Origin of the sequence: Citrobacter sp. Cu233 (assembly GCF_030332225.1) — a bacterium.
Classification (GTDB): Bacteria; Pseudomonadota; Gammaproteobacteria; order Enterobacterales; family Enterobacteriaceae; genus Citrobacter.
Genome location: NZ_JAOWIF010000030.1, coordinates 35,028 through 55,513, shown reverse-complemented (window position 1 = coordinate 55,513; position 20,486 = coordinate 35,028). Strand labels below are relative to the sequence as shown.

Genomic DNA, 20,486 nt, shown 5'->3' with positions numbered 1-20,486 from the left:
TTTAGCTAAGCATGCCCACATTAAGAATCGGTGCCACCAAAACATACAGATTATCTATAAATAGTGAGCTACTCATAAAATAATATTTAATTCAATGAGATAGGTGGTGATTTGATATGCCCGCTGTGACGCGTGCCGTCAGGGATGATTTCAACACAGAAGCGGAAAATGTAGGCTCAATGATGCCTCAGCTGTCCATCACTATGGTTAGCATAACCCCTCCCGATATCTGATACCTGTATAAGCGTAGCTGTCTGGATGTGGTTTAGCTGGCTTTTTAACCACGTTATGTTTACCGGACGTTGAGCTGGATGAAAATTATCCAGTTGTTGAAAACGAGTAACCTGCCCACACTAACAACAGATGCGTCGAAATCATTCATTACGTCTATGACTATCAATAATTTTTTAGATTTTGTAAAATAATTTTAGTTGAATTAATGTGACGTCAAAATCACTGGAGAAAGTCTTATGAAACTCGCCATCTATAGTACAAAACAGTACGACAAGAAGTATCTGCAGCAGGTTAACGAGGCTTTTGGTTTTGAACTTGAATTTTTTGACTTTCTGTTGACGGAAAAGACGGCCAAAACAGCCCACGGCTGCGAAGCCGTGTGTATTTTCGTCAACGACGATGGCAGCCGCCCTGTTCTGGAAGAGCTGAAAAAGCACGGTGTGAAATACATCGCGCTGCGCTGCGCCGGGTTCAATAACGTCGATCTGGACGCCGCGAAAGAGTTGGGCTTGCAGGTTGTACGTGTTCCTGCCTATTCACCTGAAGCCGTCGCCGAACATGCAATCGGTATGATGATGACGCTGAACCGCCGTATTCACCGCGCGTATCAACGCACCCGTGACGCCAACTTTTCTCTGGAAGGCCTGACCGGTTTTACCATGTACGGCAAAACCGCCGGGGTGATTGGTACCGGTAAAATCGGTATTGCCGCACTGCGGATCCTGAAAGGGTTTGGTATGCGCCTGCTGGCGTTTGATCCGTATCCCAGCGCCGCCGCCCTTGAGTTAGGGGTGGAATATGTCGATCTTAAAACACTGTTTGCGGAGTCTGATGTTATTTCCCTGCACTGCCCGTTAACACCGGAAAATTATCATCTGCTCAATCACGAAGCCTTTGAGCAAATGAAAAATGGCGTGATGGTCATCAACACCAGCCGTGGTGCGCTGATTGATTCTCAGGCAGCAATCGATGCGCTGAAAAACCAGAAGATCGGTTCCCTGGGTATGGACGTGTATGAAAATGAACGCGACCTGTTCTTTGAAGATAAGTCCAATGACGTGATTCAGGATGATGTGTTCCGTCGTTTGTCAGCCTGCCATAACGTCCTGTTCACCGGGCATCAGGCATTCCTGACTGCCGAAGCGTTGACCAGCATTTCTGAAACAACCTTGCAGAATCTGGCACAAATCGCCAAAGGCGAAACCTGCCCGAACGCCCTTTTCTAATCATTCCGCTCCCCTGTCCCCCAGGGGAGCATTTTCAGATAACCCTCAATGATAAATCTGGCGATATCATTATCATCATGAATGCAATCCCGTCACGAACGTAGAGAAAGTTAATGAAGAAAATTGTCACGCTGATTGCGCTCAGCATGCTTATGGCTGGCTGTGTGAGCAATGGAAAAATTTCCGTCAATCGCGAACAGTTACAGCACCACCGTTTTGTTTTACAGAGCGTCAATGGCAAGCCGGTAACCGTCGCCAATACCCTACCCGAATTAAGTTTCGGTGAAAATATGACGGTATCGGGAAAAATGTGTAATCAGTTCCACGGTCAGGGCAAGCTGTCCGACGGAGAATTGAAAGTGAAAGACATGGCAATGACACGCATGATGTGCGCCGATCCACAGCTTAACGCGCTCGACGGCATCGTCAGCGAGATGTTTAAGCAAGGCGCACAGGTCGATCTGACTGCTGACCAGTTAACACTGGCTACGGCAGAACAAACGTTGATGTTTAAACTGGCGGATTTAATGTAGTAAAAGCAGTGACTCAATAATTCCCACAGCTTCCGGCGGCAAGCGACTGCTCACTACAGCGTTTGCCGTTGGGTAATGCACACATCCCGATAGCAGAACCATCCAGTTGACGAGCAACGGATAGCGAACCGCCAATCATGGCACAATTGGCTTCTCCGGAACTGGACATTGCTGCCTTCATACCCGGTGCAACGTGTGCGGCCGTTGCCTGCTGAACAGGTTCACTGCTGCAAGCCGATAATAATAACGCGGCACATCCTACCCAAAACGCTGCGCGCATCTTACTCCCCTCTGAATATTAACCAAACGACACAGCCATAAATAATAGGCAGCGGAAACACTGCCGTCGAGAGGCAAAATGCGCATTTATGCGTGCTGTTTACATTTTCTGGCAATTTTTTGGCTACTCCTTTGATCAAACCATTCATTCTGTTTATTCCAGGGACACAAAAGCGAAAATGTGCCTGAAAGCCTTTTGCTAAAATAAAAGAATAATTACAGGACTCGCTACTGTTTTGCGAGTCCCTCTTTTTGCGCAATGTAAGGGTGTCAGTATGCAAACAATTGACGGTAATGGTGCGGTTGCTTCGGTCGCCTTTCGTACCAGCGAGGTTATCGCCATCTACCCGATTACACCGAGTTCGACGATGGCTGAACAGGCAGACGCCTGGGCCGGGAACGGGCTTAAAAACGTCTGGGGAGATACACCTCGCGTCGTAGAAATGCAGTCAGAAGGCGGCGCAATCGCGACCGTTCACGGCGCATTGCAGACCGGTGCACTCTCAACGTCGTTTACCTCATCGCAGGGCCTACTGTTGATGATCCCAACGCTGTACAAACTGGCCGGTCAGTTGACGCCATTTGTGCTGCACGTCGCCGCGCGTACCATTGCTACTCATGCGCTGTCTATCTTCGGTGACCATTCCGACGTAATGGCAGTGCGTCAGACAGGCTGCGCTATGCTCTGTGCCAGCAGCGTCCAGGAAGCACAGGATTTCGCGCTGATTTCACACATCGCCACGCTGAAAAGCCGTGTCCCTTTTATTCATTTCTTTGATGGTTTCCGCACATCGCATGAAATCAATAAAATTGTGCCCCTGGCAGATGACACGATCCTCAGCCTGATGCCGCAAGCTGAAATTGATGCGCATCGTGCCCGCGCGCTGAACCCAGAACATCCCGTTATTCGCGGGACATCTGCCAACCCGGACACTTACTTCCAGTCACGCGAAGCGACGAACCCATGGTACAACGCGGTTTACGATCACGTAGAACAGGCGATGAACGATTTCGCCACGGCGACAGGCCGTCAGTACCAGCCATTTGAGTATTACGGTCATCCACAGGCGGAGCGTGTCATTATCCTGATGGGTTCCGCGATTGGTACCTGCGAAGAAGTCGTCGAAGAGTTACTTGCTCGTGGAGAGAAAGTTGGCGTCCTGAAAGTTCGACTGTTCCGCCCCTTCTCCGCCAGACATTTACTACAGGCATTACCAGAAACTGCGCGTAGCGTTGCCGTTCTGGATCGCACCAAAGAGCCTGGCGCCCAGGCAGAACCGTTGTATCTGGATGTGATGACCGCGCTGGCCGAAGCCTTTAACTGCGGTGAGCGTGAAACGTTACCGCGCGTCATTGGCGGGCGCTATGGCCTTTCCTCGAAAGAGTTCGGCCCGGACTGTGTGATGGCAGTATTTAATGAACTGAGCAGCGCCAGGCCCAAATCGCGTTTTACGGTCGGTATTTATGACGACGTCACCAATTTGTCACTGCCACTGCCGGAAAACACCCTGCCCGGCACCGCAAAACTCGAAGCCCTGTTTTACGGGCTGGGTAGTGACGGTAGCGTGTCGGCCACCAAAAACAATATCAAGATTATCGGTAACTCCACGCCGTGGTACGCGCAGGGCTATTTCGTCTATGATTCGAAAAAAGCAGGTGGCCTGACCGTTTCTCACCTGCGCGTCAGTGAGCAACCTATCCGTTCGGCGTATCTGGTATCACAAGCTGATTTTGTCGGCTGCCATCAGTTGCAGTTTATCGATAAATATCAAATGGCCGAGCGTCTGAAGCCTGGCGGTATTTTCCTGCTCAATACGCCGTACAGCGTGGATGAAGTCTGGACTCGCCTGCCACAGGAAGTTCAGGCGATACTGAATCAGAAGAAAGCCCGTTTCTATGTGATTAATGCGGCCAAAATCGCGCGTGAGTGCGGTCTGGCTGCACGTATTAACACCGTCATGCAGATGGCGTTTTTCCATCTGACGCAAATCTTACCAGGTGACAGCGCCCTGGCTGAACTGCAAGGTGCAATTGCCAAAAGCTACAGCAGCAAAGGGCAGGATCTCGTTGAACGTAACTGGCAGGCGCTGGCGCTGGCACGTGAATCCGTCGCCGAAGTGGCACTGCAACCGGTTGATCCGCACAGCGCCAACCGCCCGCCAGTGGTTTCTGATGCCGCGCCCGATTTTGTAAAAACAGTGACAGCAGCGATGCTCGCAGGTCTCGGCGATGCCCTGCCCGTTTCAGCGTTACCGCCGGACGGTACCTGGCCGATGGGCACCACGCGCTGGGAAAAACGCAATATCGCCGAAGAAATTCCTATCTGGAAAGAAGATCTGTGTACACAGTGTAACCATTGCGTTGCCGCCTGTCCGCACTCGGCCATTCGTGCCAAAGTGGTATCACCAGAAGCGATGGAAAACGCCCCTGCCAGCCTGCATTCGTTGGATGTGAAATCACGCGATATGCGCGGTCAGAAGTACGTACTGCAGGTTGCACCTGAAGATTGCACCGGCTGTAATCTGTGCGTCGAAGTGTGCCCGGCGAAAGACAGGCAGAATCCTGAGATCAAGGCCATCAATATGATGTCTCGCCTTGAACATGTTGAAGAAGAAAAAGTGAATTATGACTTCTTCCTCAATCTGCCGGAGATCGATCGCAGCAAGCTGGAGCGCATTGATATCCGAACATCTCAGTTGATTACCCCACTGTTTGAATATTCCGGAGCCTGTTCTGGTTGCGGTGAAACGCCGTATATCAAACTCCTTACGCAGCTGTACGGCGATCGTATGCTGATCGCCAACGCCACTGGCTGTTCATCAATTTATGGCGGTAACCTGCCATCAACGCCGTATACCACCGATGCCAATGGCCGTGGACCGGCGTGGGCGAACTCACTGTTTGAAGATAACGCCGAGTTTGGTTTGGGCTTCCGTCTGACGGTAGATCAGCATCGTGTGCGCGTCATGCGTTTACTGGAACAGTTTGCCGACAAAATCCCGGCTGAGCTGAATGACGCTCTGCACACGGAAGCAACACCAGAAGTCCGTCGTGAGCAAGTTGCCGCGTTGCGCCAGCATCTGCAGGGTGTCGAAGGCGCACAGCAGTTACTGACCGACGCCGATGCGCTGGTGGAGAAATCCATCTGGCTGATTGGTGGTGATGGCTGGGCCTATGACATAGGCTTTGGTGGTCTGGATCATGTTTTAAGCCTGACCGAGAACGTTAACATTCTGGTACTGGATACCCAGTGTTACTCCAACACTGGCGGACAAGCGTCAAAAGCCACACCGCTCGGTGCCGTGACTAAATTCGGCGAGCATGGTAAACGCAAGGCCCGCAAAGATCTTGGTGTCAGTATGATGATGTACGGCCATGTATACGTTGCACAGATCTCGTTGGGCGCACAGCTAAACCAGACGGTGAAAGCAATTCAGGAAGCGGAGTCTTATCCGGGCCCATCGTTGATTATTGCGTACAGCCCTTGTGAAGAACATGGCTACGATCTCGCGCTGAGCCACGATCAGATGCGTCAGCTCACCGCAACCGGGTTCTGGCCATTGTATCGCTTTGACCCGCGTCGTGCAGATGAAGGCAAATTGCCGCTGGCATTGGATTCTCGTCCACCATCAGATGCGCTGGCTGAAACATTGCTTAATGAGCAGCGATTCCGTCGTCTGAATGCTCAACAACCCGACGTTGCGGAGCAATTGTGGAAAGACGCAACGGCTGACTTGCAAAAACGCTACGATTTCCTGGCGCAATTGGCAGGAAAAGCAGAAAAGAGCAGCACAGATTAATACGCTCAGTGAGGTATTAATCTGGAGTCAAAAAAAAAGCCCGAACACTTGTTCGGGCTTGTCAATTTATTCGCTGGGTAGTGAGCATTCCTGCCAACAGACCAACGAAAATAAATTAAATCGTGACAATAAAGGCATATAACCTGCGCAGAATAGCGCAATAAGATTCTCTTGTATAATTTTTAATTTATATACTTCCACAATAAAACATTCATGATAATTATCATCATTTCAGCAGAATTATTTATTTAAGGTTTTACTTAAGGCGTAACAATTCATATTTATCTCTTTACGGAACTTCTCCTTTAGCATGTTTTTACTCCCTACACGGGTAGTCACAGGTTAATAAAAAAACTAAAGGATTATTTCAATGAACAGAAAAGTATTGGCACTTGTCATTCCTGCATTGTTAGCTGCTGGCGCAGCTCACGCTGCTGAAGTTTATAATAAAGACGGCAACAAATTAGATCTCTACGGAAAAGTTGATGGCTTGCGTTATTTTTCTGATGACGCTAACAGTGATGGCGATCAAACTTATATGCGTATGGGTTTCAAAGGCGAAACTCAGGTTAACGATATGATCACCGGCTATGGCCAGTGGGAATATCAGATTCAGGCTAACGGCACCGAAGGTGATAAAGGCGATTCCTGGACTCGTCTGGCCTTCGCTGGTATTAAAGTGGGTGATTACGGTTCATTCGACTACGGTCGTAACTACGGCGTTATGTATGATGTGGAGGGCTGGACCGATATGCTGCCGGAATTCGGCGGTGACTCCTACACCAAAGCCGACAACTTCATGACCGGCCGTGCAAACGGCGTAGCAACCTACCGTAATACCGATTTCTTCGGTCTGGTTAACGGTTTGAACGTGGCGCTGCAATACCAGGGCGCGAACGAAAATCAGTCGCCAGAGCAGGAAGGCACCAATAACGGTGGCGCCGATCGTAACATGAAGAATTCCAACGGTGACGGCTTCGGTATTTCCTCTACCTATGACTTGGGTATGGGCGTAAGCTTCGGTGCGGCATATACTTCTTCTGACCGTACGAACGAGCAGGTTAACGATTCTACTGCGGGTGGTGATAAAGCTGACGCATGGACAGTTGGTCTGAAATATGATGCGAACAACATCTATCTGGCAACCATGTACTCCGAAACCCGGAATATGACCCCTTACGGCGGCTCAGACGGTAGTAATAATACTATTGCCAACAAAACTCAGAACTTTGAAGTGACTGCGCAATACCAGTTCGATTTTGGCCTGCGTCCGGAAGTTTCTTTCCTGATGTCTAAAGGTCAGGATCTGGGTGTAAACGGATCTGATGGCGACCAGGATCTGGTTAAATATGCCTCTGTAGGTGCGACTTACTACTTCAACAAAAACTTCTCCACCTACGTTGATTACAAAATCAACCTGTTGGATGAAGACAAAGACTTCTACACCCAAAACGATATCTCTACCGATGACGTTGTAGCACTGGGTATGGTTTACCAGTTCTAATCTGTCAGCCCGCTGGAAACAGCGGGCTACTCTTGTTTCCCCGCATCACAATTCCGTTTTATGTAGATCAAAACATTATATCTATTGCGTTAAAACACACCTTTGATAGATGATATCTTGCATTAATACCTGTAGTAGAGGATATCTGCAATGAATCATCACCCTGTTAAATCATCCCGTATTGCATCCGTCGGCTATGACGAATCCTCTCGCACACTTGAAATTCGCTTTCATCAACTGACTACATTGCAGTATCAACATGTCCCTGCGCGTATTTTTCGTGATTTCCTGACTGTGGTATCGAAAGGCCGATTTTATGATGGGGTTATAAAAGGGAAATTTCCTGAAATCAAAATAAAGTGATGCCAAAATGTGATCTTTGTCATTGTACATAAAGTGCCATTACGCGGTAAGCTTTAGGTGGATACTTAAACAGGAGGTTTTATGAACAGAACGATTCTTGTACCCATCGATATTTCAGACTCAGAATTAACTCAACGTGTTATTGCCCATGTTGAAGCAGAGGCAAAAATTGACGATGCCCAGGTCCATTTTTTGACCGTTATTCCGTCACTGCCCTATTACGCTTCTTTGGGACTGGCCTACTCGGCAGAGTTACCGGCCATGGACGATCTGAAAGCCGAAGCGAAATCTCAACTGGAAGAGATTATCAAGAAGTTCAATATCCCAATGGACAGAGTGCATGTTCACGTTGCTGAAGGTGCACCAAAAGATAAAATCCTGGAGATCGCCAGGAAATTACCTGCAGATATGGTCATTATTGCGTCACACCGACCGGACATCACCACTTATCTGCTGGGCTCTAACGCCGCAGCCGTGGTGCGTCACGCGGAGTGTTCAGTTCTGGTGGTTCGCTAAGCTGTCTGGCCCGCACACCGTTGCGGGCTTTTTGTTTATCCCTCTTTTACCCCGCGATTCCTGACTTAACAGTGCTGACATTTTTCCCGACTATCCGTACCATACACGCCACAGTTTTTATAGCAGACTTTTTAGTGGCTTCGGCAGATCAATTCATCGTCATTTGCCCATATCAGCGATGTTCAACTCAATATGAGCAAATGAGTCGATACATGGTCAGAGCATATTTTCCATGAACTGAGCTCGCATACTCGCTTCGAAGGGAATTATGTCGACTTTAGCAATATTTAACTTCTGGAATGGGTCCTGGTGAAGACGTTCTTCTAATGCTTCAATACTGTCGCATTTCGCAAGTATGACCCCACCATTACGAGGAATTCTTCTTCCTGATGCCAAAAACACGCCGTCTTCGTAACCTTTTTTAAGCCACTCAACATGCGCTGGAATTTGAGAGTCAACTTCTTCTAGCGGTTTTACATAAGTTAAAACAACAACATAAATGATACTCATCCTATAGTCCTTATAGAAGGAAGGTATTTGGATAGTATCACTGCGCAAAGTGAGGAGAAAGCGATCAAGCATTATTGAGAGTGCATCATCTCCATCCCGTACGATTCATGCTCTCGCCTCGCTCAACTGCAAGTGTAAAAGGAGGAATAAGAAGCCCACTTATGGACTGCCCCCCATGAAGCGGGCCGGTCATTTAATCAATCTTTGTGTATATAGCCGTTTGGTGGCGTTTTTTTCGAAAACTTTCAATGCGGAATTTTTGTCTTCGTATGGTTATTTTGAATTTTGTCGACCATGCTCTTTATAAATCCAGATAGGGCTCTTCTGACACCAGCCGCGTCGGGGGACTCACTCATGCCCGGGTATGCAAATGCGCAATTTTCTCATTCCAATCGCCGTTGCCATATCAATGTTTGTGTTAGGGGTTTTTATTCTGAATACACAACTATGGTATTCCGCGCAGACGGACAGTCTTGCGGGAGCTAAGTATGCTATAAAAAATATGAATATCATCCTGGATGAAGCTCACCTCGCCACCCGGACAGCAATAAACATCGCTAAGAACAGATGTAGTCTGGAAGAGCAATATCAACTCGGCACTGAAGCGGCCCTACTTCCGCATCTCCGGACTATCGTTATCCTCAGACATGGCAAGGTCTGGTGTTCATCACTACCTGGGAATCGTGTCCTGTTAGTAAACGTTGACTCATTACCCGATTCGCAGTTGCTTCTCGTACCGGCCAGGGGCACAGTAAACAATCTCCCTGTCCTGTTGTACCAGACGAACGTTGCCGACAATCGTATTGTAGTAACCATGAGCGATCGACATATACGTGATGCTTTGGATATTCCGCTGGAAGGTATTTCGTATTCACTAAAAGTAGGAAATAGCGCTCTTGGAAGATCCGGTGACGTCACGACAGAAAATGAAACCCTGAGTCACTTTCGTTTAGTTGACGCTCAAAACTACCCTTATAGTATTCAATACACCGCTCCTCCTGTTTTTAGCCTACCAAAACTCATCTACCGCGCTGGAGGGATCCTGCTCTTTTTATTGCTGATCTCCTGTCTTGCCGGTTACTTACTGGCTAAGTATCTCAATAAAAATACGTTGCCTGAAGAAGCGCTACGTTGGGCGATTTCGAAAGGTGAGGTAATCCCCTTCTATCAGCCCATCGTAAATGGTAAGGAAGGGACTCTACGCGGCGTTGAAGTACTGGCCCGGTGGAAACATCCGCAAGCCGGATATATTTCACCCGCATCATTTATACCGATAGCTGAAAAGTCAGGGTTAATTGTTCCGCTGACACAAAGCCTGATGACCCAGGTTGCGAACGATATGAACGCCATTGCCAGCAAATTGCCTGAGGGCTTTCACGTTGGGATAAACTACAGCGCTTCGCACATTGCTACTCCCACATTCGTGGAAGAATGCATTAACTATAAAGGCAGTTTCTGCAGGCAAGATTTGAACCTGGTCATTGAAGTCACAGAACGAGAGCATCTGGATGTTAATGAAAGCATTGTTCAGACCTTAAATGTGCTGCATGAAAATGGCTTTGCCATTGCTCTGGATGATTTCGGGACAGGGTACTCAGGACTTTCTTATTTGCATGACCTGCATATCGATTACATCAAAATCGACCAGAGCTTTGTCAGCCGGGTCACTGAGCATGAAGATTCGACCAGAATACTGGATTCAGTATTAGATCTGGCGCGTAAACTCAACATCAGTATTGTTGCCGAAGGTGTAGAAACGCAGGAGCAACTTAACTACCTCAACCGGAACAACATCACCTTTTTACAGGGATACTATTTTTTTAAGCCAGTCCCCTTTACTGAGTTGATAAGAATTCTGCTGTCTAAGTCTAAAACTAAGGTAATTTAAGCAAAAACCCAAGACGTTAACCTCGGGCTCAAAAACTCATTTACTGCCAGTGCATACAACAATGGCACAATATCAGATTTACACGAAATACCTGCTAATTAGTTCACTTCTGCAATACCCTGCTGATAATTTGGCCGGGTTCTCAAAAAATGCCTGGAACTAAAACGGGTCTATTTACAGCTGCACTGGATGCACTCAACGCTCAGCGTGAAGTGATTGCCCTACAGCCAGTGTTCCACCATAGAGAGTACGGTAAGACCGAAAACCAACGCGTACACTTTGTTTTTATGCCCCGGATGCGAAAAGGAGAGCAAAAACCTTACTACTCTATGAGTAGCATCGGTGCGAGATGGAACGCCGCTGTAAAACGTGCTGGTATTCGTCGCCGTAATCCGTACCATACGCGGCATACTTTTGCCTGCTGGCTGTTATCGGCTGGAGCAAACCCATCATTTATAGCTAATCAGATGGGGCATGAAAACGCGCAAATGGTGTACGACGCCTACAGTACATGGATTGAAAAAATGAATGGCGATCGGGTTGCAATGTTGAATAACAAACTCGCCCTGTGATGGAAGTTTGCCCCTTATATGCTCCTTTTGGTTTTTGAGAACGGTAATAATGCAAGATAATCAACAAGTTACAAAGAAAGAACAATACAACCTGAACAAATTACAGAAACGCCTGCGCCGTAATGTGGGTGAAGCTATTGCCGATTTCAATATGATAGAAGACGGCGATCGCATTATGGTGTGTCTTTCCGGTGGGAAAGATAGCTACACCATGCTGGAAATCCTGCGGAATTTGCAGCAAAGCGCCCCGATCAGTTTCTCGTTGGTCGCCGTAAATTTGGATCAAAAACAACCGGGCTTCCCGGAGCACATCCTGCCGGAGTATCTGGAACAACTGGGTGTTGAGTATAAAATTGTCGAAGAAAATACCTACGGGATCGTCAAAGATAAAATCCCTGAAGGCAAAACGACCTGCTCACTCTGTTCCCGACTGCGCCGCGGCATTTTGTACCGCACGGCAACCGAATTAGGTGCGACCAAAATTGCGCTGGGACACCATCGCGACGACATCCTGCAAACACTGTTTTTAAACATGTTCTACGGCGGAAAAATGAAAGGTATGCCGCCTAAGCTGATGAGCGATGATGGTAAGCATATTGTGATCCGTCCGCTGGCCTATTGCCGCGAAAAAGATATTGAGCGTTTCTCTGAAGCGAAAGGATTCCCGATTATTCCGTGCAACCTGTGTGGTTCACAGCCTAACCTGCAACGTCAGGTGATCGCTGATATGCTGCGTGACTGGGACAAGCGCTATCCAGGTCGTATTGAAACGATGTTCAGTGCGATGCAGAATGTGGTGCCTTCTCACCTGAGCGATATCAATCTGTTCGATTTTAAAGGCATCAAACACGGCTCAGAAGTGGTAGATGGCGGTGATCTGGCATTCGATCGTGAAGAGATCCCACTGCAACCTGCAGGATGGCAGCCGGAAGAAGATGAAAACCAGTTAGATGAATTGCGTCTGAACGTGGTGGAAGTGAAGTAATGTAGAGAATGCCGGATACGACGTAAATGCCGTATCCGGCCTACTGCAGAGCACCATCAGGCACTCCTGCGGACATTTATTTTAATAGACGAACCCGGCAATTCTTGCCTTTGATCTTACCGTTCTGCAGTTGCTTCCACGCTTTATGTGCCACAGACTGGCGAACGGCCACGTAGACATGCGCCGGATGAACGGCAATCTTGCCGATATCTGCCCCGTCCAGACCAATATCTCCGGTCAACGCCCCTAATACATCACCAGGCCGCATTTTAGCTTTTTTACCGCCATCGATGCACAGCGTCACCATCTCAGCTTCCAGCGGCAGAATTGAGCCATTACCTGGTGCAGGTAGCCAGTTCAGCTTCAGTTGCAGCATCTCGGACAGAATATTGGCACGTTGCGCTTCTTCCGGCGCACAGAAGCTAATCGCCAGGCCACTGTTACCCGCACGGGCAGTACGTCCAATACGGTGTACATGAACTTCCGGATCCCATGCCAGTTCAAAGTTAACCACCAGCTCGAGCGATTTAATATCCAGGCCACGCGCCGCCACATCGGTGGCAACCAGAACACGAGCGCTGCCGTTGGCAAAACGTACCAGCGTCTGGTCCCGATCTCGTTGCTCAAGATCGCCATGAAGCGATAAGGCGCTTTGCCCTGCTGCGTTCAGTGCATCACAAACAGCCTGGCAGTCTTTTTTGGTGTTACAGAAAACCACACATGATGCCGGCTGATGCTGGCTAAGCAATTTTTGCAACAGCGGAATTTTGCCGTGTGAGGAGATTTCAAAGAATTGTTGTTCAATCGCTGGCAACGCATCGACTGTATCAATCTCAATCGTTAACGGATTGTTCTGCACGCGACCACTGATCGCGGCAATCGCTTCCGGCCAGGTTGCGGAAAACAGCAATGTCTGACGTGACGCTGGCGCAAAACGGATCACGTCATCAATTGCATCACTAAATCCCATATCCAGCATCCGGTCGGCTTCATCCATCACCAGTGTATTCAACGCCTCAAGGGAGACAGTACCTTTTTGCAGGTGATCGAGTAAACGCCCCGGCGTGGCAACAATAATATGTGGGGCATGTTGCAGAGAATCACGCTGCGCGCCAAAGGGCTGACCACCGCACAGCGTTAAAATTTTGGTATTTGGCAGAAAACGCGCCAATCGACGCAATTCACCGGCGACCTGGTCAGCCAGTTCGCGTGTCGGGCACAATACCAGCGACTGAGTCTGAAAAAGCGCAGCATCAATATGCTGTAACAGGCCAAGACCAAACGCGGCCGTTTTGCCACTGCCGGTTTTTGCCTGCACGCGAACATCTTTTCCTGCCAGGATTGCCGGCAACGCGGCAGCCTGAACAGGCGTCATTTCAAGATAACCCAGCTCATTAAGATTCTCGAGTTGGGCGGCAGGCAAAACATTCAGGGTTGAAAAAGCGGTCACAATTTAATCTCGCGGTAAAAACTCACATTCAGCAGGCGCGTATCCTCGCAGATCTGCGCCCGTGATGCGACAATTTAATCGGTTCTTCATCCGGTGACGGGTCTGGCATAGGTTGCGGACGAGGTATGGAATCGGGAATCGGAACCGGATCGGTGGGGACAGTATCGGAATGGGGGCGTTGCAACGGCAACGGGGCGAATAAGCAGGTCATATTACCCTCCAGTGATTCAGACTGACCCTTTTAGGGTAGACGCTGGTTTCCTGCAGGCAAAAAAAAGCCGACTAATCTAAGTCGGCGTCGTACGAATCAATTGTGCTATGCAGTAATTCAAAAAAGGAAGTAAGACAATATGGAGCGCAACGCCCATCGCTTGACGTTGCATTCACCTGCGAGAGAGATATTGCCCCGAATAGGTAGATGGTTTATTGACCTCGCTCAAAAACTTCGCCGTTTTCACTCACGAAAGTCGCTAAAAAACGTAGTTGTTACAACCATTTACTACGATGCAACCATAAAGTAACACCACCAATCAGGACAACTAACAGAATACAGAATAGTGAAAAGCCAAACTGCCAGCCGCCACCGGGAATCCCCCCAAGATTGACGCCAAACAGTCCGGTTAAAAATGTGCTGGGAAGAAAAACCATTGCCATCAACGACATAGTATAAGTTCTTCGCGCCAGAGACTCCTGCATAACCTGAGCAATTTCATCCGCCATAATGCCCGTCCGGGCGATACACGCGTCGATCTCATCCAGCCCTCTTCCCAACCTGTCGGCGATATCCTGCATCCGACGTCGGTGATCGTCAGTCATCCACGGTAAGCGTTCACTCGCCAGACGCGCATAAACGTCGCGTTGAGGAGCCATATAGCGTCGCATAACAATAAGTTGTTTGCGCAGCAATGCCAGAAAACCACGAGGCGGGATCTGCTGGTCCAACAGGTTGTCTTCCAGATCGATAATTTTGTCATGCAATTGTTCGATAAACTCACTGGCATGATCGGTTAAGGCATCACAAACATCCACAAGCCAGCTACCACAATCAGACGGTCCTGTCCCCTCCTGCAAGTCACCCACCACATCATCCAGTGCCAGCACTTTACGCTGGCGCGTTGAGACAATCAGGCGTTCGTCCATATATAAGCGCATGGCGACAAGCTGATCAGGGCGTTCGTCGGTGCTGCCATTAATACAGCGTAACGTAATCAGCGTCCCTTCCCCGACCCGGCTTACGCGTGGGCGAGTACTTTCTCCCGCCAGCGCATCACGCACATTATTAGGAAGCAGAGGCGTTGTCGCCAGCCATTGCGCGCTATCAGAATGGGTGTAATTAAGATGCAGCCAGCACGGATGCGTGCTGTCAATAACATCGTTGTCTTCCAGCGGTTTTACGCCACCGCGACCATCCAGCAGCCAGGCAAACACGGCATCCGGCACATTAACTTCAGTTCCCTTAATGGCTTCCACAGCGCCTCCATAAACATTCAAACTTTTCGTTAGTCTAGTCTTCAGTATATGTTAAGCAATATCGTATTGTCCCATTATGCTGAAATGATTCATAAAAGTGTTCAAGAAAATGAAAAGCGCCGACGGGTTCGGCGCTGTTGCCAGCAGATGTTGAATCTTAAAATGAAGAACCGTATTTAACCCGTTGGCGTAGTCCGGAGACGGAGGAATCTCGATGCAAAAGCGTGGTTGTTTCGACAGATATGTTATTACTTAAGCGAAATTTATGTGTGCGTGACAGAAGATCATTCACCTGGCTTTTCAGGATACCGGACGAATCAGATAACTCATCGACCATACTGACATTACTTTGCGTCACGTTTTCCAGTTCGGTCAGAGCCTGGGTAATTCTGATGATCCCATTTTCCTGTTCCCGTGTGGTTGTTAATATCTCCGCCATCAGCTGATTTAATTGCCCTGCGCCACCCACAATATCCTGCATGTTCTTTTCGGCTTCACGTACAACCGCCGCACCCTGCTGGACATTGTGATGCGTTTCATCGATAAGCCGTTTAATACTTTTTGCCGCTTCTGCGCTACGATGTGCCAATATTCTCACTTCACCTGCAACGACAGAAAAACCTTTACCATGTTCGCCGGCTCTCGCCGCCTCAACCGCCGCATTCAATGCCAGAATATTCGTCTGGAATGCAATACCATCGATTAATGCGATAATTTCAGTCATCTGCTGGGCGCAGTCGGTGATCGAGCGCATATTGGTAGCGACCTGCACCATTAAATCGCCTCCCTGACGAGCAGATTGTGTCGCAATATTTGCCTGGGCGCTCGCCATTTGCGTATTCTCTGCATTGTTGCGTGTACTAACCGCTATCTCATCCATATTCGCAGCTGTTTGCATTAACGCGCCAGACTGCTGTTCCGTTTTTACTGACAATTCGGCACTACGCTCTGCGAGCTGTTCAGAAAGCGTCATCACGGTACGCGAAGAGGTTCTGATCTCACTGACTAAGGTGGAAATGTTACTTGCCAGACTGTTAATTCCCGGAATAAGTCTGCCAGCACAGTTATTTCCGAACTCAGGAATACTCATCGCCAGATTCCCTGCGGTCACCTCTTCAATGCTTTCTTTTACCGTATTAATCGGCACGACGAGATATTTTGTCATATACCACCATAAATATAATAGTGAAATAGTACAAACCACATCGGTGCCAATAATGACATCAAAACCTGCAGATAATATTACCTCAACGATATTGAGGGCAACTATGGTACATACCAGAAATAAAATAATAAACGTCCTGACGCTTATATTATTTAACATTTTAATCCTGCCTGCCAAAGAATAACGCGGAGTATTATTTTTTATAGCACCTGCAATGCAGATTGCCATTCCGCGATACCGAAAGTTCCACTTTTAATGAGAGCATGTCGCCTTTTCACTTAAGGCACTCTATCACACCACCAGTTTACATTAGTCTGGTTGTTTATCCTGCATAACCTGGCGTTCACGCCAGTTGCCAGACTATTGTCACTCAGTGCCCAACGTGAACAAAAATACGCCAAATCATAAATATGGTGAATGTTTTCATAAGCGAGCATCACATATTCCACTGTTATAGCGACTCAGACTAATACTGTTGACAGGAAAATAACAACGCGTCTGGTTTTACCAGGTTAACTGGACAGAATCTGCTAGATTTATCATCACGGTTTTTTATCGATGGGTAGTAAGATGTTGCACGTGTCGTGGGACCCTGTACTGATTGGGATTTCCTTTGTTGTCGCATTCATTGCTTCGTTTATTGCCCTCGATAGCGCAGGGAAAGTGGCGATCTCCAGTCGTCGGGAATCGACTTTCTGGCGTTTATCTGGCGGGGCAACGCTGGGGATGGGGATCTGGTCGATGCATTTTATTGGCATGCTGGCCATGAAAATGAGTATGCCGATTAATTATCACTTTTCACTCACGGCATTTTCATTTTTGATCGCACTCATTTCCGCGACGCTTGCCATCAATATTGCAATATCAGGTCAAACGCTTTCGACCAGGCGGCTTATTGTTGCAACAAGCCTATTAAGCACCGGTGTTGTAACCATGCACTACGTTGGTATGGTCGCAATCGTTGAACATGTTGCTATCCACTGGCAGTTCTCACTCATTTTGCTTTCCGTGGTCATTGCCATTATCGCGTCAGGGATCGGTCTGTGGTTAGCTTTTCATTTGCGTCAAAATACCCGACGCGCATTAATAAACCGACTTATTGCCGCTCTGGTAATGGCACTGGCGATTGCCTCAATGCATTACACCGGGATGGGGGCGGCCACCTTCACTCATTTCGGACACACTACGCACGATGGACTGAGCACACTGGAACTCTCTATCTGGGTCTGCGCCGTCACGCTGGTGATTCTGGGTATTATGCTGGTCATTTCGATGGTAGATTCTCAGCTACGCACCTCAAGACTGGCCGATAATCTGCATCAACTGAACTGCCAGCTTGAGCACCAGGTCCACTTCGATGCGCTGACCGGCCTTGCCAATCGAACGCAAATAGACGCCTGCTTACAGACCTGCCTGCGTCATTCCAAACTGCATCAACAACACTTCGCCCTGGTCTTTATCGACCTTGACCGATTCAAAATCGTAAACGACACCTGGGGCCATCACATTGGCGATCAGTTGCTTATCGCCAGCACGCAACGCATATACAGCTGCCTTGATGACACAATGACGCTGGCGCGGCTGGGCGGTGATGAATTTATTCTGCTGGTGCCAAACAGCAACCGGGAAGCAATTTCGGTGCTGATGAGCGGCATTGCCAGCGCCGTCAAAGAACCTTTTACACTGTTTGGACATACCATCCGTGTTTCGCTAAGCGCGGGAAGCAGTCTTTATCCCGAACACGGCTCAACGTTACATGAGCTAAAAGTAAAAGCCGATACTGCGATGTATCATGTCAAACAGGCTGGCAGAAACGGCTGGGCGATATATACCCCAGAGATGGAGGCTATCGCTGATACGCCACCAACGTTCTTGCAGGAACTGTCACAAGCGCTTGAGCGGAATCAATTCGAATTATGGTATCAACCTAAATACACCGCCGGGGATCACTCTCTGACGGGTTTTGAAGCGTTGTTACGCTGGCATCATCCTGAACGCGGCATTTTGCTACCGGCTGAATTCCTGCCCGCACTTGAAGAAACGGGTCTGATTATTCCTGTCGGTACCTGGGTTCTCCAGCAGTCATGCCGTCAGTTATATCAATGGAAGTCACAAGGCCACACAGAGTGGACTCTTGCCGTTAATCTGTCACCGGCCCAGTTTGAACAACCTGATATTGTCGATATAGTTTGCAACACCCTGGCGCAATATCAGTTTTCACCAGCACATCTCACGCTGGAACTGACTGAAAGTACGGCACTTAAAAACTTAAAACGCAGCGTGGAGGTCCTGAACGCGTTTGCCGATTTGGGGATCACCGTTTCTATTGATGATTTTGGCACCGGTTATTCAAATATATTGATGCTGAAATCACTTCCGGCGCGAGAATTAAAAATAGACAGAATATTTGTCAAAGATATTAGTGAGAACAGCAAAAATACAAAAATCGTGTCTACTATTATTGACATAGCGCACTCTATGAATATGTGCGTTGTGGCGGAGGGTATCGAGACCCAGGAGCAGGAAACGCTGTTAACCCAAATGGGCTGCGGTGTGCTGCAAGGTTTCCTGTATGCGAAACCGCTGCCAGCACATAAAATCTATGAATTGATACAAACTGAAAACACCACAAAAGTAAAACCAACGGTACAACCATTGTCTCACCGACAATCAATAACATTGTGAGATTGCATAATTAAAAAAATTCGCCAATAAACCGGCAACACAGCATATGAAGATAACGGGATTATCGATGAGCATAAACGAGCTGCATTCACTGGATTTATTAACCATTCCGGTCTGGATCGTTTCGCCACATACCGAAGAACTGGTGTTCGCCAATACCGTTGCTCGGGAACTGATGCAGGCCCCGTGTTTCCCTCCTCTCAGAAAAGGCACATTTTCCACGCACGCACAAAATGATTTACCTATGTATCTCAGCGATTTGCGCAATCATCATGACATAGTGGAGATCCTCACGGTTTACCGCGAAAGCGAGGAAATCGCGCTGGCCTGTCGTTTGTCCATCAGAACGCTTCAGGATATAGGTGATGTTATCCTCTATGAAGGCATTGAAACACCGACAGCGCAAGGACTGAAAGCCAGTCGCTCAGCCACCTATCAGCGGAAAAAACAGGGATTCTATGCCCGTTTTTTCCAGACTAACTCAGCCCCCATGTTGCTTATCGATCCATCACGCGACGGATTGATTGTGGATGCAAACCTCAGTGCCCTGAATTTCTATGGCTATGATCATGACATGATGTGTCAGAAACATACCTGGGAAATCAATATGCTGGGGCGCCACATATTGCCGGTAATGCATAAAATTGCGCATCTACCTGGTGGCCATAAGCCTTTACATTTTGTCCACAGACTTGCTGATGGAAGCACCCGTCACGTACAAACCTATGCCGGTCCTATCGAAATCTACGGCAATAAGCTGATGCTGTGCATTATTCACGATATTACCGAGCAAAAACGTCTGGAACTGGAACTGGAACGTGCCGCCTTGCATGACGCTTTAACCGGGTTACTCAACCGGCGGCATTTTTATCAGATAACTGAGCCAGAACAGACACACACAACATCGTTAACGCAGGATTACAGTTTGCTGCTAATCGACACCGATCGGTTTAAAAGCATTAACGATCTTTTCGGGCATTTAAAAGGGGATGATGTACTTTGCGCGCTGTCACGCACCCTGGAATCTTGTGCAAGAAAAGACGATCTGGTTTTTCGTTGGGGGGGAGAAGAGTTTGTACTGCTTTTGCCACGAACGTCTTTAGATGCAGCCCTTAATCTCGCTGAAGTCATACGCGCGACGGTAGCCAAGGTGAGCCTCCCTGGCCTTCCCCGCTTTACCGTCAGTATTGGTGTGGCGCGACACGAAGCCAATGAAAGTATTGATGAGTTATTTAAGCGCGTGGACGACGCATTGTACAAAGCCAAAAATGAAGGCAGAAACAGAGTGTTGGCTGCCTGATGACTG

At 48.2% G+C, this 20,486-nt stretch carries 16 protein-coding genes and 1 pseudogene; 11 read left to right on the top strand and 6 right to left on the bottom strand.

Annotated features, from left to right (window positions below; all coding sequences use genetic code 11):
• Nucleotides 1-470 precede the first annotated feature (470 nt).
• A complete protein-coding gene (locus OGX95_RS06355) occupies nt 471-1,460 on the top strand; it encodes a 2-hydroxyacid dehydrogenase (RefSeq protein WP_137381769.1) in 990 nt (329 codons plus the stop codon).
• Nucleotides 1,461-1,573: 113 nt separating this feature from the next.
• Nucleotides 1,574-1,993, top strand: coding sequence for a heat shock protein HslJ (hslJ, locus tag OGX95_RS06350; protein ID WP_286628794.1), 420 nt, complete (start codon nt 1,574-1,576; stop codon nt 1,991-1,993).
• Between the two features lie 13 nt (nt 1,994-2,006).
• Here hslJ and OGX95_RS06345 read toward each other — a convergent pair whose 3' ends face one another.
• Complete coding sequence (locus OGX95_RS06345) at nt 2,007-2,273, bottom strand: putative hemolysin (protein WP_003020360.1); 267 nt, start codon at nt 2,271-2,273, stop codon at nt 2,007-2,009.
• 274 nt (nt 2,274-2,547) lie between these two features.
• Between OGX95_RS06345 and nifJ the strand changes: the two genes are divergently transcribed.
• The 4 genes from nifJ (at nt 2,548) to uspF (ending at nt 8,455) form a co-directional block, all read left to right on the top strand.
• Nucleotides 2,548-6,072 carry a pyruvate:ferredoxin (flavodoxin) oxidoreductase gene (nifJ, locus tag OGX95_RS06340; protein WP_286628792.1) on the top strand — a complete coding sequence of 1,175 codons (3,525 nt, stop codon included), beginning with the start codon at nt 2,548-2,550 and terminating at the stop codon, nt 6,070-6,072.
• 370 nt (nt 6,073-6,442) lie between these two features.
• Nucleotides 6,443-7,576 (top strand): porin OmpC, encoded by a 1,134-nt coding sequence (gene ompC, locus OGX95_RS06335; RefSeq protein WP_286628791.1) that lies wholly within the window; start codon nt 6,443-6,445, stop codon nt 7,574-7,576.
• Nucleotides 7,577-7,726: 150 nt separating this feature from the next.
• A complete protein-coding gene (locus OGX95_RS06330; RefSeq protein ID WP_286628790.1) occupies nt 7,727-7,939 on the top strand; it encodes a KTSC domain-containing protein in 213 nt (70 codons plus the stop codon).
• 81 nt (nt 7,940-8,020) lie between these two features.
• Nucleotides 8,021-8,455, top strand: a complete 435-nt coding sequence (gene uspF / locus OGX95_RS06325; RefSeq protein ID WP_286628789.1) for a universal stress protein UspF — start codon at nt 8,021-8,023, stop codon at nt 8,453-8,455.
• A gap of 216 nt (nt 8,456-8,671) precedes the next feature.
• Here the strand turns inward: uspF and OGX95_RS06320 are convergent, their stop codons facing one another.
• Nucleotides 8,672-8,965 carry a YciI family protein gene (locus tag OGX95_RS06320; protein ID WP_286628788.1) on the bottom strand — a complete coding sequence of 98 codons (294 nt, stop codon included), beginning with the start codon at nt 8,963-8,965 and terminating at the stop codon, nt 8,672-8,674.
• 370 nt (nt 8,966-9,335) lie between these two features.
• Here OGX95_RS06320 and pdeG point away from each other — a divergent pair, with 370 nt between their 5' ends.
• The 3 genes and pseudogenes from pdeG to ttcA all read left to right on the top strand — a co-directional run bounded on the left by pdeG (nt 9,336) and on the right by ttcA (nt 12,410).
• Nucleotides 9,336-10,853 (top strand): cyclic di-3',5'-guanosine monophosphate phosphodiesterase PdeG, encoded by a 1,518-nt coding sequence (gene pdeG / locus OGX95_RS06315; RefSeq protein WP_286628787.1) that lies wholly within the window; start codon nt 9,336-9,338, stop codon nt 10,851-10,853.
• A gap of 152 nt (nt 10,854-11,005) precedes the next feature.
• A pseudogene (locus OGX95_RS06310) lies at nt 11,006-11,425 on the top strand (tyrosine-type recombinase/integrase); the annotation flags it as partial.
• A gap of 49 nt (nt 11,426-11,474) precedes the next feature.
• The gene (ttcA, locus tag OGX95_RS06305; protein WP_061067980.1) at nt 11,475-12,410 is read left to right on the top strand and encodes a tRNA 2-thiocytidine(32) synthetase TtcA; all 936 of its coding nucleotides are present in this window, start codon (nt 11,475-11,477) and stop codon (nt 12,408-12,410) included.
• A gap of 76 nt (nt 12,411-12,486) precedes the next feature.
• Here the strand turns inward: ttcA and dbpA are convergent, their stop codons facing one another.
• The 4 genes from dbpA to OGX95_RS06290 all read right to left on the bottom strand — a co-directional run bounded on the left by dbpA (nt 12,487) and on the right by OGX95_RS06290 (nt 16,654).
• Nucleotides 12,487-13,860 (bottom strand): ATP-dependent RNA helicase DbpA, encoded by a 1,374-nt coding sequence (gene dbpA, locus OGX95_RS06300; RefSeq protein WP_286628786.1) that lies wholly within the window; start codon nt 13,858-13,860, stop codon nt 12,487-12,489.
• Between the two features lie 28 nt (nt 13,861-13,888).
• Complete coding sequence (gene ynaL / locus OGX95_RS22990) at nt 13,889-14,071, bottom strand: proline-rich small protein YnaL (RefSeq protein WP_502872762.1); 183 nt, start codon at nt 14,069-14,071, stop codon at nt 13,889-13,891.
• A gap of 275 nt (nt 14,072-14,346) precedes the next feature.
• Complete coding sequence (gene zntB / locus OGX95_RS06295) at nt 14,347-15,330, bottom strand: zinc transporter ZntB (protein ID WP_286628784.1); 984 nt, start codon at nt 15,328-15,330, stop codon at nt 14,347-14,349.
• Nucleotides 15,331-15,487: 157 nt separating this feature from the next.
• Complete coding sequence (locus OGX95_RS06290) at nt 15,488-16,654, bottom strand: methyl-accepting chemotaxis protein (protein ID WP_286628820.1); 1,167 nt, start codon at nt 16,652-16,654, stop codon at nt 15,488-15,490.
• Between the two features lie 411 nt (nt 16,655-17,065).
• On the opposite strand from OGX95_RS06290, the gene OGX95_RS06285 reads away from it, so the two are divergent.
• Nucleotides 17,066-19,180 carry a putative bifunctional diguanylate cyclase/phosphodiesterase gene (locus tag OGX95_RS06285; RefSeq protein ID WP_286628783.1) on the top strand — a complete coding sequence of 705 codons (2,115 nt, stop codon included), beginning with the start codon at nt 17,066-17,068 and terminating at the stop codon, nt 19,178-19,180.
• Between the two features lie 67 nt (nt 19,181-19,247).
• Nucleotides 19,248-20,480, top strand: coding sequence for a GGDEF domain-containing protein (locus OGX95_RS06280; protein WP_286628782.1), 1,233 nt, complete (start codon nt 19,248-19,250; stop codon nt 20,478-20,480).
• Nucleotides 20,481-20,486 lie beyond the last annotated feature (6 nt).

Bases quoted from the DNA above. Each gene is read 5' to 3' on its own strand.
- OGX95_RS06355 (WP_137381769.1), top strand. From the start codon at position 471: ATGAAACTCGCCATCTATAGTACAAAACAGTACGACAAGAAGTATCTG.
- hslJ (WP_286628794.1), top strand. From the start codon at position 1,574: ATGAAGAAAATTGTCACGCTGATTGCGCTCAGCATGCTTATGGCTGGC.
- OGX95_RS06345 (WP_003020360.1), bottom strand. From the start codon at position 2,273: ATGCGCGCAGCGTTTTGGGTAGGATGTGCCGCGTTATTATTATCGGCT.
- nifJ (WP_286628792.1), top strand. From the start codon at position 2,548: ATGCAAACAATTGACGGTAATGGTGCGGTTGCTTCGGTCGCCTTTCGT.
- ompC (WP_286628791.1), top strand. From the start codon at position 6,443: ATGAACAGAAAAGTATTGGCACTTGTCATTCCTGCATTGTTAGCTGCT.
- OGX95_RS06330 (WP_286628790.1), top strand. From the start codon at position 7,727: ATGAATCATCACCCTGTTAAATCATCCCGTATTGCATCCGTCGGCTAT.
- uspF (WP_286628789.1), top strand. From the start codon at position 8,021: ATGAACAGAACGATTCTTGTACCCATCGATATTTCAGACTCAGAATTA.
- OGX95_RS06320 (WP_286628788.1), bottom strand. From the start codon at position 8,965: ATGAGTATCATTTATGTTGTTGTTTTAACTTATGTAAAACCGCTAGAA.
- pdeG (WP_286628787.1), top strand. From the start codon at position 9,336: ATGCGCAATTTTCTCATTCCAATCGCCGTTGCCATATCAATGTTTGTG.
- ttcA (WP_061067980.1), top strand. From the start codon at position 11,475: ATGCAAGATAATCAACAAGTTACAAAGAAAGAACAATACAACCTGAAC.
- ynaL (WP_502872762.1), bottom strand. From the start codon at position 14,071: ATGACCTGCTTATTCGCCCCGTTGCCGTTGCAACGCCCCCATTCCGAT.
- OGX95_RS06290 (WP_286628820.1), bottom strand. From the start codon at position 16,654: ATGTTAAATAATATAAGCGTCAGGACGTTTATTATTTTATTTCTGGTA.
- OGX95_RS06285 (WP_286628783.1), top strand. From the start codon at position 17,066: ATGTTGCACGTGTCGTGGGACCCTGTACTGATTGGGATTTCCTTTGTT.
- OGX95_RS06280 (WP_286628782.1), top strand. From the start codon at position 19,248: ATGAGCATAAACGAGCTGCATTCACTGGATTTATTAACCATTCCGGTC.